Source organism: Nannocystis punicea, from assembly GCF_026965555.1.
GTDB lineage: Bacteria > Myxococcota_A > Polyangia > Nannocystales > Nannocystaceae > Nannocystis > Nannocystis punicea.
Window position 1 is genome coordinate 3,043,406 of the sequence record NZ_CP114040.1, and the last position, 15,624, is coordinate 3,059,029.

Here is a 15,624-nt window from a genome sequence, read left to right on the forward strand (position 1 = left end):
TGCGGAAGACCGGCGTCACGGCGATGACGAGCGACGCCGGGCAGACGACGAGCGGCGACGTCGTCGGCCGCCGCGACCGCGCCAGCGGGTCACGACCGGCCTGTCGGAGGCTCGCGGGTCCTCGGCTGCCGCTGCCGTCGCGGGCTCAGCGGCGGCGGCGGCGGAGCAGCGCCAGCGCCGTGAGCACGGCGAGCCAGCCGGGGCGGCGGTCGCCGTCGCTGGCGCAGCCGCAGCCGCTGCTGTCGGTCATGCCGGAGCCGGTGGCGCCCGCGGAAGATTCGTCGCCGCCGCTGCTCCCGTCCGACGAGCCGGCGCTGGCGGTGGCGCCGGTGGTGGGAGTCTCGCCGGTGGTCGGAGCCTGGCCGGTGGTCCCCGGCGCGCCGGTGGTGCTGTCATTGCCGGTCGCCGCGGTGGTGTCGCCGTCGGTGGTGTCGCCGGCGGTGGTGTCGCCCGTGGTGCCCGGGTCCTCGCCGGCCTGATACGATTGGTCGGCGGCGCAGGCGGTGTTGCCATTGTCGTCCTCTGCACATACGCGGAAGACCACGGCGCCGCTCGCCGGCGGGAGGACGACGCGGAACAGATCGCCGCCCATGAAGGTGGCGTCGATCGTGGTCGCCTCGCCCTCGGGGTCGATCACCGCATACGCGCGGGCGAGCCGCGGCCCCTCGTCGGTGACGGTGCGGTCGCTGACCGCGAAGCGCACCACCGGCGCGGCGTCGACGTCGACCGGGCCGGCGACCTCCTCGACCGCGATCAGCTTCGGCGGCTGCGAATCGACGGGGTCGGCGTCCCCGGCGAGGTAGACCTCGTCGGAGCTGCTGCACTCGCCCTGACCGGTGACGAGGTCGAGGCGGCCGTCGTCGTCGAGGTCGCCGAATTCGGCCCACAGGCTGCAATCGGTCGGCCCGGGGAACACTCCGGGCATGAGCGAGAAGTTGCCGGTGCCGTCGTTGACCAGGTAGCGCTCGGCGCTGGACAGCGCGACGATGACCGCGTCGAAGTCGCCGTCGTCGTCGATGTCGGCGCAGATCACCCCGTTGTCGTCGCTGCCGGCGTTGTTGCCGCTCACGCGCGCGACGGTCTCGTCGGTGAAGCCGCCGGCGCCGTCGTTGATGAGCAATTGCTCGAGGTAGTTGCCGCCGATGTTGTCGATCCAGACGTCGAGGTCGCCGTCGCCGTCGACGTCGCAGACGCCCGGGTTGTAGTGAAAGCCGCTGTTGGCGTTCGGCGGGAAGTCGGCGGCGGTGAACTGACCGGCGCCGTCGTTGATCCACAGGTTGCCGCCGCCGCCCGAGTGCGGGTTGACGAGCAGGTCGAGATCGAAGTCGCGGTCGACGTCGAGGAGGTCGAAGTCGTCGACGTCCTCGCCACCGAGCTGGGTCGGGAGCGCGTCCTCGACCTCCTCGAAGTTGCCGCTGCCGTCGTTGCGGTACAGCCGGGCGACCTGGGCGGGGGCGTTCTGCGAGTAGCCGTCGCCGGCGAGGAGGTCGAGGTCGCCGTCGCCGTCGACGTCGCCCATGCGCGCCGCGGCCCCCTGCGGGAACGAGCCGGCCGGCAGGCGCTCGGCGGCCTCGTCGGTGAACACGCCCATGCCGTCGTTGATGAAGAGGACGTGCGGACCGCCGGCGCCGTCGGGCGCGTAGAGGTCGAGGTCGCCGTCGCCGTCGACGTCGCCGACGGCGACCTGGCGGACGTTGCCGACGTAGTCGCCGAGGGCGGCGGCCGACTCGTTGCTGAACTCGGCGTCGCCGTTGTTGAGGTAGACGACCAGCGGCTCCGGCTTGTCGGCGCCGCCGAAGAAGTCGGCGTAGTTGGCGAGCAGGATGTCGAGGTCGCCGTCGCCGTCGAGGTCGGTGACGCGGAGGTGGTTGGTCCAGCAGCCCTGGCCCTGGCAGGCCTGCGGATCGAGGGCGCCGGGGACGAGCTGGTAGGCCGACGCAGAGGAGGTCGAGAGCAGGGCCGCGAGGGTCGCGGTGAAGGCGATGGTAAGTCGAGTCAAGGTAATGGCCTCCGGTGTTTCGCAGGTGCGGCCGCAGTCGAACAAGAGCAGCGGCCGACCGGCGCAGCGCGGCGGACGGCGTCGCGCGGGGGCATGATAAAGCCTGGGGCGTGGCGGAGCGAGCTCTGCGCGGGCGATGGTTGTGGGGTCGAGCAGCACCACGCCGCGACCGAATGAGCACAATCGATGCGAGCCGGGCGCGCTCGATCGATCAGCGCGGTGCGGCCGGCCGCTCGCGCTCGCGTGGGCGCTCTTGCCCGTGAAAGCGCGTGCAGTGCCTCCGGCGGGGAAGGAGCGCAGCGACACTGTCGAGGCGTTCAGGTCGCGCCCGCGACCCGGGGTGATCACGAGGCGCGATTCAGGCGATCACGATGGTCCGAATACGCTCTCGGAGCTCCAGAAGCTCCGGCGACCGTGCTGGCACGATTCATACGTCCCACGCTGCGATGAAGCGCAGGCGTGCGGCGGGGAATCGTGGGAGTCGCCGCGCCGCAGAGGGAGGCGCGCCGATCAGGCGTAGCTGTGCTCGACGCCCGGGAACGAGCCGTTCCGCACCGCCTCCACGTAGGCCCGCACTGCGCCGGCGACCGAGCCGTTCTCGGCCAGGAAGTCCTTGACGAACTTCGGCCGGCGAGTGCCGGTGTCGAGGCCGAGGAAGTCGTGCAACACCAGGACTTGACCGTCGCAGTGCGGCCCGGCGCCGATGCCGATGGTCGGGATCGGTGAGGCGTGGGTGATCTCCGCCGCGAGCGCGGCGGGCACGCATTCGAGCACCAGCAACGATGCGCCCGCTTCGGCCACCGCGAGCGCGTCGGCCCGCAGCTGCTTCGCGGCGGTCTCCTCGCGCCCCTGCACCTTGTAGCCGCCGAAGCGCAGCACCGACTGGGGTGTGAGGCCGAGGTGCGCCGAGACGGGGATCTCGCGCTCGACGAGGAAGCGGATCGCGTCGAGCTTGTGCCGGCCACCGCCCTCCAACTTGATCATGCCGGCGCCGGCCTGCAGCAGGCGAGTCGCGGCATCCAGGGCGCGCTCGGGCGTCGCGTCGGCCTGGAACGGCAGGTCGGCGAGCAGCAGCGCCCGGGACAGGGCCCGCGCGACGTTGCGTGTGTGATATTCGATGTCCTCCACGATGACCGGGAGCGTCGATGGATGCCCCTGGACGACCATGCCCAGGGTGTCCCCCACCAGGATGATGTCCGCGCCGTTGGCGTCGAACACTCGCGCGAAGCCGGCGTCGTAGGCGGTGAGCATCGCCAGCTTGCGTCCAGCTCGCCGAGCCTCGAACAGCTCGGGGACGGTGACGGGTTTGGAAGGTGGGATCGTGGTCATCGTGGGCCCGGGCGGAGCGTGGCATCGGGCCAGACCGGCCGTCAAGGTTGCGCGGCACGTGCCGGCGGAGGCCGGTCGGCCCGGGGACGATGCGCCGCGCCGGTCGCGGCGCGCGGCGATTCTCCCGCCACCGGATCGCCGGCGTGCCCGCGTCGAGCGAGCGCCGCGGCGCTCGCGGGCTCGCGTCGTGGCGCGGGGGCCAGTCGTCCGCGAATGCACGGACTGCGAGCAATGCTCATGGAGCCCGCGGGGCGGCGCGGCCAGCGGCTCCGCAGCGGTGAGGAGCACCGCGGCTTTGCGATCCTGGTCGGCCGCGAACGTCGGGCTGGTCCCCTGTGAATCGATCGTCACGGACGAACAGCGTGATCGCCTCGTGTTTCGTCGAAATCGAAGCCCAGGCTCGCGAGCAGACTCTGCGCCCGATACGTCATGCATACCATCAAGGATTCGGGGGACGATGGATCGAAGACCGCTCGACGAGTTTTGCGACCTCGTGCGCCACGAGCCCGCGATGCCCGGCAAAGCGAGGCGCGCCACGCCACCGACTCGAGCCGCGGGAGCGACGACGGCGTGACTCGAGCGGAAGTTCGGCGAGCCGGTGAGCGAGGACGCTGCCCATCGCCGCTCACCGTCGAGTCTGGACGGCGACCGTCTCGCCGTCGACCGTGCGCGCGCCAGGATCGTCGTCCGCGACCCCGACCTGCGAGCGCAGCGAGCGTGGCGTGCGGTCTTAAAAACATGTCCGAAGAGGCAGATCGGGACGGGCTCGGCTGTGATACTCAAGCATGGTGACCATCGATCCCCAGCTCGCGCTGGTCGAGGCGGCGGCCGACGGCCTCCTCGACTCGATCGCCGCGGCGCTGGGTCGTGGTGCGCAGGTCGACGGGGTCGCGCAGGTCAACCGCCACGGCGTGATCGACCCCAAGACGGCGCTCTACGAGGCGGTGCGGCACCTGCAGGTCGAGGCGGTGCGCCTGCTGCTGTCGCGCGGGGCCCGGCCGGAGCGCACGCCGCCGGAGCTGCTGCGGGCGTCGTTCTGGCGCACGCTGTCGCCGGCGTTCGCGGCCGCGTCGGCCGGGCCGGGCTCGCTCGTGCACGTGGCGGCAGGGGCCCACGTGTTCCACTGCGACGGCGACGAGCGCTCGCGGCGGACGCTGGCGATCGTGGCGATGCTGCTGGCCGCGGGCGCGGACGCGACGGCGCGCGACGAGAACGGGGCGACCGCGCTGCACCACGCGGCGAGGGTCGGCAAGAGCGGCGAGGTCGCGCGGGCCCTGCTGGCCGCGGGCGTCGCCGTCGACGCGGTCGATCGCGCCGGCTGGTCGGCGCTCGATCACGCCAGCGACGTCGGCTTCGCCACGGTGCTGCTCGACGCCGGCGCCGACCCCGACGGCCACGCGCCGGAGGAGGGGCCGCTCGATCGCTTCTTCAGCGGCGCCCGGCTGTCGCGCGTCGAGCACCGCCGGCGGCTCACCGCCCAGGTGGAAGGTCGGCAGGTCGACCTCGCGCTGCTGCGGCTGGCTCGCGGCGCGCGGGCGACCGCGGGCGCGCTGTTCTTCGCCGCCGGCTGCGGGCGGCCCGAGCTGGTCGAGGCGCTGCTGGCCGCGGGGGCCGATCCGCGCGACAGCGAGCCGAACGGCCACACCTCGGCGCTGAGCGTCGCCGTCCGGTCCGGCGATCTGCGGGCGGTCCAGGCGCTGGTGGCCGCGGGCGCGCCGATCGACGCGGCGGCGTTCTGGGGCACGCGGTCGCAGGCCGGCGCGGCGATCTTCGCCTGGCTGGCGGCGCGGGCCGAGCGGCCTTCGATCTCGGAGGGGCTCGCGCGTACGGCCGGGACGGCGTCGGCGGAGGAGGTCACCGCGCTGGTCGACGCCGGGGCCGACCTCGATGCCGCGCACGCGTTCGGCGGCCTCGACGGCTGGACCGCGCTGCACGTCGCCGCGTCGCAGGGCAACGCCGACGCGGTGCGGGTGCTCCTGGCCCGCGGCGCGACCGACCGCCGCGGGCCCGAGGGCAAGACCGCGCTGGCGCTGGCCCGCCGCTCCTCGGCCCCGGACTCGCGCGCCTGCAGCACGATGCTCGCCGCCGAGACGCGGCCGAAGTCGCCGCCGCCGCGGGTCGTCGACCCGCACGCCGTCGGCGAGCGCGTGACCCACGCCAAGTTCGGCCTCGGGACGATCGTCGCGGTCGAGGGCTCGCCCGGCGACCAGCGCAAGTTGACGATCGACTTCGGCGGGACCCGCCGGGTGCTGCTGGCGAAGTTCGTCGCGCCGGCGTGACCGCGAAAATGGTGCGACCCGCGAATCGCGTGAGCATGCGATTCGCGAATCATGTGAGAGGGCCGGGTGGGGATCGAACCCACGACCGACGGATTAACAATCCGCCGCTCTCCCGCTGAGCTACCGACCCTGGGGAATGCGAGGGCTGCTCTGTAGGGGATTCGAACCCCTGCGAACCTCCTTGAAAGGGAGGTGGCCTTGCCGCTAGCCGAACAGAGCGACGATGCGCGGGCGGAGGGGCTCGAACCCTGCGTCTCGGGAGTGAGGTTCCCGGATCCTGGCCAGTTGGACGACGCCCGCGTCTCTTTTAGAAAAGAGAGGAGATTCTCCTGCGCGGGCCCATCACTCTCAAACCCCGCGCAGGATCCGCTCGAGCTCCCGTTCCTCGTTGAGGACGCGGAAGCGAGCAGGATTGCTCGAATTGGGATTGAGGCGCGACATGACGACCGGAGTATCCGCGAGGTCCGGCGCGGCGTCAAGTCCATTCGTGGTGGTCCGCTTCACAATTCGTGTGAGTGCAGAACCGCGCGAGGTGTGGACATTCCGGCTCGCGGTCCGGTGAGCGACGGGGGCGGGCGACCGGGTGTCTTTCAGGACATGTGAGCGGGCCGGCTGCAGGCTACCCGGCCAGATGGGCGTGCCGGGCCAGTCGCTCCATTCGCTGCCGAGGCCGCGGTCCATGAAGGTGGCGCAGACGCTGCAGTGCCCGTGGGTACGGGCGTGGTGCGAAGGCGGGGGTGGGCTCGCTGCTCACGTGCCAGCGCTCAGCCGGGCGTGTCGACGGCGTCGTCGATGCAGGCGTCGGCGGCGGCGAGGAGGCGCTCGCGCGTGGGCTCGGGCAGCCGTGCAGTCGCGGCGGACTCGAGCTCGGCGCGGGTGATGCCGTCGTCGCTGCGCCAGCGGACGCGCTCGGGCGTGACCTCGCGGCGCCAGCCGCGGAGGTGCCCGTCGGCGAGCGGCGGATCTTTGCGGTCGATCGTCAACACGGGCGCCTCCGGCGTGGCGCCTCGCAAGGTCACCACGCGGTAGAGGAAGTTGTCGCCGTGCACCTCCTGGAAACTCACCGAGCCGCCCGCGAACTGCCGGACGGCGGCCTCGGTCGCCGCGGACCACACGACCTGGCCGCATCGCTGCTGCCACGGGCTGGTGGCGCCGCTGGTGTCCAGGGGTTGCAGGGGCCACGTCTCGGCGCTGGTGCAGGCCGAGACGACGAGGAGCAGGTAGAGCGCGGCGCGTGACATGGTTGGTTGCAGAGGGGGACTTCGAGGGGGCGCAGGCGCCCGGTGCGATATTGCTTGGAGCAATGTTGGAAAGGGCATGTCGTGATGGACATGCTCCAGGGGGCATGTCCGAAGATTCAGACGACGAAATCGCGGAACACGTGCGGGCCGTAGACGGTCTCGCGGATCCGCTCGAGCTCGGAGTACATGTCCCAGGCGTCCTGGGCCCGCTGCTGCCGGCTCGGGCGGGCCAGGTGGCGGACGAAGCGCTGCAGCGGGTCGGGCACGTGGTCGGGCAGCTCGAGGCTCAACGGGTCGCCGCCGAGGAGGAACGCCAGAGTGCGGCCGACCGACAGCAGGTCGGCGGCGGGGGTCGGCGGGCCGCGCTGGGCCACCTCGGGGGCGCTGTACTCGTCGTGCACGGCGCGGAAGCCCTGGCCGGTGCGGCCGGGCTCGACGATCGCGTAGCACCAATCGACCAGCACGACCCGGTGGTCGCGCGGGCGCACGATCAGGTGCGCGGGCTCGATGTTGCCGTGCAGCACGCCGAGGTCGTGCGCGTGTCCGAGGACGCTCAGGGTCCGGCGGGCGATCCAGACGATGTGCTCGGGCGGCACGCCGTGCGGCAGACGGGCGCGCAGGGCGGTGCCGTCGAGGCCCTCGACCAGGCCGAGCAGGTTGCCGGCGCGGCCGTCGGCGGTGAAGAAGCGGCCGTGCAGGCGCGGCAGCAGGTCGCGCTGACGGGCGTCGCCGGCGTGCAGCCGCTGCAGCACCTCGGCCTCGTTGAACAGCAGGTCGTTGTCGGCGGCCGCGAGCGCGACCTTGGCGACGCAGGGGTCGCCGTCGTCGCCGGGGGCGCGCCAGATGCCGGCGAGGTCGCCGTCGCCGAGGTGGTCGGCGAACTCCCGGGCGACGCCGGCGACCTCGACCCATAAACCGGCGGGCGGAGCGGCCGCCGATCGGTAAGGCCCCGGGTCCGCAGACGTGTGCGTCGCGGAGTTCGCGGGGGATCGATCCTGCTGCAGCGTCGCAGTGTCCGACTGCAGCGTTGCAGGCGGGCCGGGCGGCAGATCCGGCAGGCCCTGCAGGGCGGCGGCGTGCAGCTGGTGGAGCTCGCGCTGCAGCTGCTTGGCGAGGTCCTGGGCGCCGGGGTTGCCGCCGTAGCGCTCGGGCGAGGCGACCGCGAGCCAGCGCCGCAGCTCGTCGCCGAGAGCCCGCGCGAGCGCGGCGCCCTGCAGCGAGCGGTCGCGCAGCGACATGAACACGACCTCGGGTCCGCCGCCGCGTGCCAGCAGGTCTCGCAGGCGTCGCAGCTCGTCGATCCGCATCGCCGGCGAGGCTATCACGAGCGGGCGAGTGACGCCGCCAGGGGGCCCGCAGCCGCGCCCTCCGCAGCCGCTTGCGAGCGCGCGCGTTTCCCCTGCGAAAGGTCGGAGGGACGTCACGGATCGGCGGTTCGTCCGCGGCCCGGGGCGGGCGGTTGACGCCGCTCGCGCGGCTCGATATGCCGCGTGTGCCATCATGTCCAACGATCTTCGCTACGACGGAAGAGTCGCCATCATCACCGGGGCCGGCAACGGGCTCGGTCGCGCCCACGCCCTCCTGTTCGCCTCGCGCGGCGCCAAGGTCGTCGTCAACGACCTGGGCGGCAGCACGCGCGGCGACGGCAAGAGCTCGGCCGCCGCCGACAAGGTGGTCGAGGAGATCCGCGCCGCGGGCGGCGAGGCGGTCGCCAACTACGACAGCGTCGAGGACGGCGCCAAGATCGTGCAGACGGCGATCGACGCGTTCGGCCGCGTCGACATCGTCGTCAACAACGCCGGCATCCTCCGCGACGTGTCGTTCCACAAGATGACGGACGGCGACTGGGACATCATCCAGCGGGTCCACGTCAACGGCGCGTTCAAGGTGACGCACGCGGCGTGGCCGAAGATGCGCGACCAGGGCTACGGCCGCATCATCTTCACGGCCAGCGCCGCCGGCATCTACGGCAACTTCGGCCAGGCCAACTACAGCGCCGCCAAGCTGGCGCTGGTCGGCTTCTCCAACACGCTCGCGCTCGAGGGCCGCAAGTACAACGTCCGCGCCAACACGATCGCGCCGATCGCCGGCTCGCGCATGACCGAGACGATCCTGCCGAAGGAGCTCATCGACGCGCTGCGCCCCGAGTACGTCAGCCCGCTGGTCGCGTGGCTGTCGCACGAGTCGTGCGAGGAGTCGGGCGGCCTGTTCGAGGTCGGCGGCGGGTTCTTCAGCAAGCTCCGCTGGGAGCGCACGCAGGGCCACACCGTCCGCCTCGGCCGCGCGATCACCCCGGAGCTGGTCAAGTCGAAGTGGAGCACCATCGTCGACTTCGCCAAGGCCACGCACCCGCCCGACGTCGCGGCCGCGCTGCAGCCGGTGATGGACAACGTCAACGCCGGCGCGAGCAAGGGCGGCAACGAGTTCGTCGACGTCGACCAGGCGCTCGGCTACGAGATGCCGAAGGTCACCACCGAGTACGACGAGCGCGACCTGTCGATGTACGCGCTCGGCGTCGGCGCCGCCGCCGACCCGCTCGACGACACCGAGCTGCGCTACGTCTACGAGATGCACGGCAAGGGCTTCTGGCCGCTGCCGACCTTCGCCGTGATCCCGGCCCAGACCGGCATCATGCAGGCGTTCAAGGACGGCCACACGGCGCCCGGCTTCAACTTCGGCCTCGACCGCCTGCTCCACGGCGAGCAGTACACCGAGCTCAAGCGCCCGCTGCCGCCGCACGCGAAGCTGACCCATCGGACATGGGTGAAGGACATCTTCGACAAGGGCAAGAACGCGTTCATCGTGTTCGCCACCGAGAGCTCCGACGAGTCCGGCGAGGTCATCGCCTACAACGAGCTCGGCGCGGTGATCCGCGGCGCGGGCGGCTGGGGCGGCGACCGCGGCCCCTCGGGCGACAGCAACACCCCGCCCGACCGCAAGCCGGACGCGGTGGCGGAGGAGCAGATCCGGCCGAACCAGGCGCTGCTGTACCGCCTGTCGGGCGACTGGAACCCGCTCCACGTCGACCCCGCGTTCGCCGGCGCGTTCGGCTTCCCCAAGCCGATCCTCCACGGCCTGTGCACCCTCGGGGTGGCCGCCCGCCACGTGATCAAGCACTTCGCCGGCGGCGACCCGCGCAAGTTCAAGAGCATCAAGGTCCGCTTCAGCGAGAGCGTGTTCCCCGGCGAGACGCTGGTCACCGAGATGTGGAAGGAGTCCGACAACCGCGTCGTCCTCCGCTGCAAGCTGAAGGAGCGCGACAAGGTGGTGCTGTCGCAGGCGGCGATCGAGTTCTACTCGGAGATCCCGCAGCCGAAGCCGAAGGCCAAGCCGGCGGTCGCGGCCAGCGCGAGCGCCGAGGTCGCGCCGAACAGCGCCGACGTGTTCACGGCGATCGACCAGTTCCTGAGCAAGAACCCCGATCTGGCCAAGAAGGCAGGCGTGGTGTTCCAGTTCAAGCTCAAGGACCCCGAGAGCGTTTGGACGCTCGACCTCAAGAACGGCAAGCTCGCGGCCGGCGAGGCGGCGACGCCCGAGTGCACGCTCGAGCTGACCGACGCCGACTTCATGGCGATGTGCTCCGGCAAGGCCGACCCGCAGAAGCTGTACATGAGCGGGAAGATGAAGATCGGCGGCAACCTCATGGCGTCGACCAAGCTCAACTTCCTCACCAAGCTCGACCCGGCGACCGTGATGGCGGCCGCGCGGGCGCGGGCGGGCGCGGGCGGCGGAGCGGCTGCGGCCGCGCCGGAGGTCCCGGCGGCGCCGACCAGCGCCGACTACATGGCGGCGATCGGCGCGTTCGTGGCGGGTAACGCCGAGCTGCCGGGCAAGGTCGCCACGGTGTTCCAGTTCCGCCTCAAGAACCCCGACTCGAGCTACGTGTTCGACCTCAAGTCGAACCCGGGCAAGGTCTACGCCGGCGAGGTCGAGGGGGCCAACTGCACGCTCGAGCTCAGCGACAGCGACTTCATGCTGATGACCACCGGCAAGGCCGACCCGCAGAAGCTGTTCGGCGAGGGCAAGCTGAAGATCGGCGGCGACTTGATGGCGTCGATGAAGCTCGGCTTCCTCAAGAAGATCGACATGAGCAAGGTGAAGGCCGGCAGCGCGCCCAAGGCGGCCGCGCCGGCGGCGGCGGCGGCGGCCCCCAAGGTCGCGCAGGCGGCGGCGGTGCTCGACCAGGCCGCGGCGAAGCTGGCGGCGACGAAGTCGGCCCAGGAGGTCACGATCGAGCTGCGCGTGAAGGGCCCCGACGCGGTGTTCTTCCTGCAGGTCGGGCCGCAGGGCGGCAAGCTGGTCGACAAGGCCGCGGGCCCGGCGACCTCCACGATCACGGTGGCGGACGAGGACCTGGCCGCGCTCGCGCAGGGCAAGGCCAAGCTCGTCACCCTCTACCAGCGCGGCAAGCTGCGCGTCGACGGCGACGTCGCGGCGGCCCACCTGCTCGCGGCGCTCGAGCCCAGCAACTGACGGACGAACCGAACCAAGCGGAGAAACCCAGCCATGAGCAACAAAGTCAACGTGATCGGCGTCGGCATGGTGAAGTTCGCCAAGCCCGGCGCGAGCGACGATTACCACGTGATGGCGGCCAGCGCGGCCCGCACGGCGCTGCAGGACGCGGGCGTCGATTACAAGGACGTCGAGCAGGCGTTCGCCGGCTACGTCTACGGCGACAGCACCTGCGGCCAGCGGGCGGTCTACGAGCTCGGCCTGACGGGCATCCCGGTCGTCAACGTCAACAACAACTGCTCGACCGGGTCGACGGCGCTGTGGCTCGGCCGCCAGGCGATCCTCGCCGGCGAGGCCGAGTGCGTGCTGGTGGTCGGCTTCGAGCAGATGGAGAAGGGCGCGCTCGGCAGCAAGTTCAACGACCGGCCGACGCCGCTCGACAACTTCGCCGGCACGATGGACCGCCTGCAGGGCTTCAACCAGGCCCCGCCCGCGGCGCAGATGTTCGGCGGCGCCGGCCGCGAGTACCGCTGGAAGTACGGCACCCGCCGCGAGACGTTCGCCAAGGTGTCGGAGAAGGCGCGCAAGCACGCCAACCGCAACCCGTACGCGCTGTTCGGCGACCTCCTCAGCGTCGAGGAGATCCTCGCCTCGCCCGAGGTGTTCGACCCGCTGACCCGCTACCAGTGCTGCCCGCCGACCTGCGGCGCGGCGGCGGCGGTGCTCTGCTCCGACGCGTTCGCCAAGAAGAAGGGGATCGCCAATTCGGTGTACATCGCCGCCCAGGCGATGCGGACCGACTTCCCCAGCACCTTCGAGGAGAACAGCATGATCAAGATGGTCGGCTACGACATGGCCAAGAAGACCGCCGAGGCGGTCTACGAGAAGGCCGGCCTGGGCCCGCAGGACGTCCAGGTCGTCGAGCTCCACGACTGCTTCACCGCCAACGAGATCCTGACCTACGAGGCGCTCGGCCTGTGCCCCGAGGGCGGCGCCGAGAAGTTCGTGTGGGACGGCGACAACACCTACGGCGGCAAGTTCGTGACCAACCCGTCCGGCGGCCTGCTGTCGAAGGGCCACCCGCTCGGCGCCACCGGCCTCGCCCAGTGCACCGAGCTGGTGTGGCAGCTGCGCGGCCAGGCCGACAAGCGCCAGGTCGAGGGCGCCAAGGTCGCGCTGCAGCACAACCTCGGCCTCGGCGGCGCCTGCGTGGTGACGATGTACCGCCGCGACTGAGCTGACCGTCAGGACAGGCCCGGTAGGACATGGCGCGCGGGACAGGTCTCAAAGGACCTGCCCCCAGCGCCATGTGTTTTTCGCGCGGCCGACGGGCCCCGGCGCGGCGACTCACGCGCGGGGCGGCGAGCGTCGCGGGCGGCATTTGCTAAGGTCGCGGCGATGTCCGACCTCGACGCTCTCCTCGCGCTCACCCCCACGGGCCCCGGCCAGTTCCGCGCCGAGGTGGCCGACGGCTGGCAGCAGGGCCGCGGGGCGTTCGGCGGCCTCGTCATCGGCCTGCTGGTCCGCGCGGCGGCGGCGGTGGCGGCCGACCCGACGCGGCCGCTGCGGTCGCTCGGCGCCGAGCTGTGCGGGCCGACGCAACCTGGCCCGGCGGACATCTTCGTCGAGGCCCTGCGCACCGGCACCGGGGTGACGACCCTGGCGGTCCGCCTGGTCCAGGCCGGCGAGGTCCAGGCCCACGCGGTCGCAGTGCACGCGCGCACCCGCGATCCCGGCCTGCAGTGGACCGAGCTGCGCCCGCCGGAGCTGGCCCCGCCGAGCGGCCTGCCGCTCGGCACGCCGGACGAGGGGCCCGTGTTCGCCCGGCACTGCGAGTTCCGCCCGGTCCACGCGCCGCTGTTCACCGGCGGCGACGAGGCGCGGGCCGAGGGCTGGTTCCGCTTCAAGCGGCCGCCGAGCGTCCGCGACGCGGCCTACCTGGCGATGCTGTGCGACGGCTGGTGGCCGGCCGCGTTCTCGCGCCTGACGTCGCCGCGGCCGACGGCGACGCTGACGTACACGTTCCAGCCGCTGGCCGACGTGTCGCAGCTCGACCCGGAGCAGCCGGTCTACCACCGCGCCCGCGCGGTGGCGATGCGCGCCGGCTACTCGGTCGAGTTCCGCGAGCTCTGGTCGCCCGCCGGCGAGCTGCTGGCGCTCAATCAGCAGACCTTCGCGGTGATCCGCTGAGGCGGGGGCCGCGGGTAGCGCTCGAGTCAGAACATGAACAGGCCGGCGAACACACCGAAGTGCGGCAGCGGCACGCCGTCGAGGATGCCGACGATACGCGCCTCGCCGCCCACGACGCCCTTGACCCGCGTGGAGCGCTGCACGCCGAGCACGACGCCGAGCCGCACGTCGGCTTCGAGCGCGACCGGCGTGCTGCGCCACATCAGCACGCCGCCGCCGAATTGATAGTAGAGGCGGTCCTTCGGGCCGCCGTAACCGAGTGCGGCGAGGTGGTGCCGGTGGTAGGCGACGCCGTAATTGCCGCCCCAGCTCAGGAAGGCGGTCCCTCGCTCGGCGCCACCGACCGAGACGCCGAGCTCGTAGCCCAGGGCCGTCTTCCACACCTGCCCCTTACGGTCGATGCGCGGGCGCAGCGACGAGCCAAGAAACAGCGACACCTGGCCCGAGGGAGTACCCGAGGCGACGCTCCACTCGAGGCTGTAATGGTTGGCGAAGACGAGCCGGCGGGGCGTCTCCATCGTCGTGGCCGGCGGCGAAGCCGGCGGCGGAGATGGCGCCTGCAGGAGCAGGGCGAAGGCCATCGAGTGGAGCATGGTGCCGCTAGCGTAACAGACGTGAGGCTTATGGCACGGTTTGCAACGACGCCGAGGCCGTACCGAAGAGTGACATCTGGTAGGTCATGTTCAACGTGAGGGGACCGGTCGTGCTCTGGAGGCTGCCGACGAGCTGATCGAGCTCGGCGTTGAGGACCCCGCCGTTGTCGGTGACCGAGACGCCGTCGATCAAGACCGGTCCACCCCAGAACTGGGCCTGCATCACGTCGGTCGGGAACGTGATATTCTTGCGGATCTTGTCCCAGGTGCCGGAGAAGGGGACGCGGCTCTGGAACCCGATCTGCTGCAACTCGTATGTGCCGCCGCTGCCCGCCGCGTCGGTATACCCACCCTCCGCGTGGCCGGTGAGGCCGACGAGCGTATCAATGGTGATCGTGCAGGTGGTAGCCGTGCAATTAGACAGCGAGTAGCTGAGGAAACCCTGCACCCCGGTCATACCCGCCGAGTGACCGTCGGGAGTGATGATGGTGCCGCTGCCCTCGAACTGGGTGAAGGGCCCGTCCCCAATGATCAGCGGCTCTCCATCGCACTGCCAGTCGTTAGCATCTACCAAATCAATCTTCCAAGGCTCCTCCTGTTCATCGCCATCGATATCGTCGTTGTTCAACTCGTCCGTCCAATCGCCTTCGAAGATGCAGTCAACATACTTCGGAACCGAGCAGCCCGCATTCGCGCAGGCCATCGTGAGGGAATCATTGAAGTTGGTGCATCCATCCTCACATTTCGACTTCGCGTCCGCCTGGCTCTGCGCCACGACGCACTTGGAGAGTTTCTTCTGCCCGGCAAGCAGATTGACCGTGCTCGTCCAGCATGCGTCGTAATCATCGTCTTCAGGGTATAATCCCGGATCACGGTTGTAAGGGTCGTTCCCGAGAGCATCATCAGGGGAGATGTTGGCGCACTTGTGTGGCGACCGAAGGCTACAGTAGTACGTTCCGGGCCCGTCATTGAGGCCACCAGTGGTCTCCGTGTCGGTAGTCGTTGGCGCAGTGGTCGTTGGTTCGGTGGTCGAGTCGCCGCCGCTCGTGGCCGAGGTCTGACCGCTGCCACCACTGCTGTTGCCGGGCTCCTGGCCCACGCAACCCTTCGACTTTGCTGGATAGTACCAGACGGGGAAGTTACCCCGAGGGATTCCTGAACCGGAACAGTTCCCGACTTGGTCCGCGGTCAGGACGGTCATATCGCCCTGATGGGCGTCGTCGCCGAACCAGTTCCAGGAGCACAGCTCCGTGTCGTTGGGTTTGGGATCATTCCAGCACAGAGGCTCGGCAACCACGCAGTACTCTTTTGTCTCGGTCTCCTGTGTGACAGGATCTTTGTACTCACAGATGATGTGTCGCTGATACTCGGGTGGGGAACATCCCGGAACGACCAGAACCGACAAGGAAACAAGAATGCAGGATGTAGCGTGCTTCGACATTTTGAACCGATTGGTGTGAGACAGCGCTGGATGGTTGTAACATACCAAAGAGCGCTCGATCCTTATACCAACCAAACGGATGCAGTGTCAGTCTCCCTTC

Annotated in this window: 10 protein-coding genes and 3 tRNA genes; 4 read left to right on the forward strand and 9 right to left on the reverse strand. The window is 70.7% G+C overall.

All coding sequences use genetic code 11. The features are described from left to right. Positions 1 to 145: 145 nt before the first annotated feature. Positions 146 to 1,999 (reverse strand): FG-GAP-like repeat-containing protein, encoded by a 1,854-nt coding sequence (locus tag O0S08_RS11560; protein ID WP_269039141.1) that lies wholly within the window; start codon positions 1,997 to 1,999, stop codon positions 146 to 148. Between the two features lie 510 nt (positions 2,000 to 2,509). After that, entirely contained in the window at positions 2,510 to 3,328 is an 819-nt protein-coding gene (panB, locus tag O0S08_RS11565; protein ID WP_269039142.1) for a 3-methyl-2-oxobutanoate hydroxymethyltransferase, read from the reverse strand. A gap of 785 nt (positions 3,329 to 4,113) precedes the next feature. Between panB and O0S08_RS11570 the strand changes: the two genes are divergently transcribed. Then, the gene (locus O0S08_RS11570) at positions 4,114 to 5,607 is read left to right on the forward strand and encodes an ankyrin repeat domain-containing protein (protein ID WP_269039143.1); all 1,494 of its coding nucleotides are present in this window, start codon (positions 4,114 to 4,116) and stop codon (positions 5,605 to 5,607) included. Between the two features lie 58 nt (positions 5,608 to 5,665). On the opposite strand, the gene O0S08_RS11575 is transcribed toward O0S08_RS11570, so the two are convergent. From O0S08_RS11575 to O0S08_RS11595, 5 genes are all read right to left on the reverse strand, one after another. Further along, positions 5,666 to 5,737, reverse strand: a tRNA-Asn gene (locus tag O0S08_RS11575). A gap of 16 nt (positions 5,738 to 5,753) precedes the next feature. Next, a tRNA-Glu gene (locus O0S08_RS11580) sits at positions 5,754 to 5,826 on the reverse strand. Between the two features lie 7 nt (positions 5,827 to 5,833). Further along, a tRNA-Glu gene (locus O0S08_RS11585) sits at positions 5,834 to 5,907 on the reverse strand. Between the two features lie 464 nt (positions 5,908 to 6,371). Continuing rightward, the gene (locus O0S08_RS11590; protein ID WP_269039144.1) at positions 6,372 to 6,848 is read right to left on the reverse strand and encodes a hypothetical protein; all 477 of its coding nucleotides are present in this window, start codon (positions 6,846 to 6,848) and stop codon (positions 6,372 to 6,374) included. A gap of 116 nt (positions 6,849 to 6,964) precedes the next feature. Beyond that, positions 6,965 to 8,155, reverse strand: coding sequence for a protein kinase family protein (locus O0S08_RS11595; protein ID WP_269039145.1), 1,191 nt, complete (start codon positions 8,153 to 8,155; stop codon positions 6,965 to 6,967). A gap of 193 nt (positions 8,156 to 8,348) precedes the next feature. Between O0S08_RS11595 and O0S08_RS11600 the strand changes: the two genes are divergently transcribed. The 3 genes from O0S08_RS11600 (at position 8,349) to O0S08_RS11610 (ending at position 13,490) form a co-directional block, all read left to right on the forward strand. Beyond that, positions 8,349 to 11,321: a peroxisomal multifunctional enzyme type 2 gene (locus O0S08_RS11600; protein WP_269039146.1), complete on the forward strand. Its 2,973-nt coding sequence runs from the start codon at positions 8,349 to 8,351 to the stop codon at positions 11,319 to 11,321. A gap of 33 nt (positions 11,322 to 11,354) precedes the next feature. After that, positions 11,355 to 12,536 carry a lipid-transfer protein gene (locus tag O0S08_RS11605; protein WP_269039147.1) on the forward strand — a complete coding sequence of 394 codons (1,182 nt, stop codon included), beginning with the start codon at positions 11,355 to 11,357 and terminating at the stop codon, positions 12,534 to 12,536. A gap of 162 nt (positions 12,537 to 12,698) precedes the next feature. Continuing rightward, on the forward strand, positions 12,699 to 13,490 hold the full coding sequence (locus O0S08_RS11610) for an acyl-CoA thioesterase (protein WP_269039148.1): 792 nt from the start codon (positions 12,699 to 12,701) through the stop codon (positions 13,488 to 13,490). 26 nt (positions 13,491 to 13,516) lie between these two features. On the opposite strand, the gene O0S08_RS11615 is transcribed toward O0S08_RS11610, so the two are convergent. Together O0S08_RS11615 and O0S08_RS11620 are read right to left on the reverse strand one after the other, a co-directional pair. Further along, on the reverse strand, positions 13,517 to 14,083 hold the full coding sequence (locus tag O0S08_RS11615; RefSeq protein WP_269039149.1) for a hypothetical protein: 567 nt from the start codon (positions 14,081 to 14,083) through the stop codon (positions 13,517 to 13,519). A 28-nt stretch (positions 14,084 to 14,111) separates the two neighbouring features. Then, positions 14,112 to 15,524: a hypothetical protein gene (locus O0S08_RS11620; protein WP_269039150.1), complete on the reverse strand. Its 1,413-nt coding sequence runs from the start codon at positions 15,522 to 15,524 to the stop codon at positions 14,112 to 14,114. Positions 15,525 to 15,624 lie beyond the last annotated feature (100 nt).

Coding starts and splice junctions, on each gene's coding strand:
- O0S08_RS11605 (WP_269039147.1), top strand. CDS start 11,355: ATGAGCAACAAAGTCAACGTGATCGGCGTCGGCATGGTGAAGTTCGCC.
- O0S08_RS11615 (WP_269039149.1), bottom strand. CDS start 14,083: ATGCTCCACTCGATGGCCTTCGCCCTGCTCCTGCAGGCGCCATCTCCG.
- O0S08_RS11595 (WP_269039145.1), bottom strand. CDS start 8,155: ATGCGGATCGACGAGCTGCGACGCCTGCGAGACCTGCTGGCACGCGGC.
- panB (WP_269039142.1), bottom strand. CDS start 3,328: ATGACCACGATCCCACCTTCCAAACCCGTCACCGTCCCCGAGCTGTTC.
- O0S08_RS11570 (WP_269039143.1), top strand. CDS start 4,114: ATGGTGACCATCGATCCCCAGCTCGCGCTGGTCGAGGCGGCGGCCGAC.
- O0S08_RS11620 (WP_269039150.1), bottom strand. CDS start 15,524: ATGTCGAAGCACGCTACATCCTGCATTCTTGTTTCCTTGTCGGTTCTG.
- O0S08_RS11590 (WP_269039144.1), bottom strand. CDS start 6,848: ATGTCACGCGCCGCGCTCTACCTGCTCCTCGTCGTCTCGGCCTGCACC.
- O0S08_RS11610 (WP_269039148.1), top strand. CDS start 12,699: ATGTCCGACCTCGACGCTCTCCTCGCGCTCACCCCCACGGGCCCCGGC.
- O0S08_RS11600 (WP_269039146.1), top strand. CDS start 8,349: ATGTCCAACGATCTTCGCTACGACGGAAGAGTCGCCATCATCACCGGG.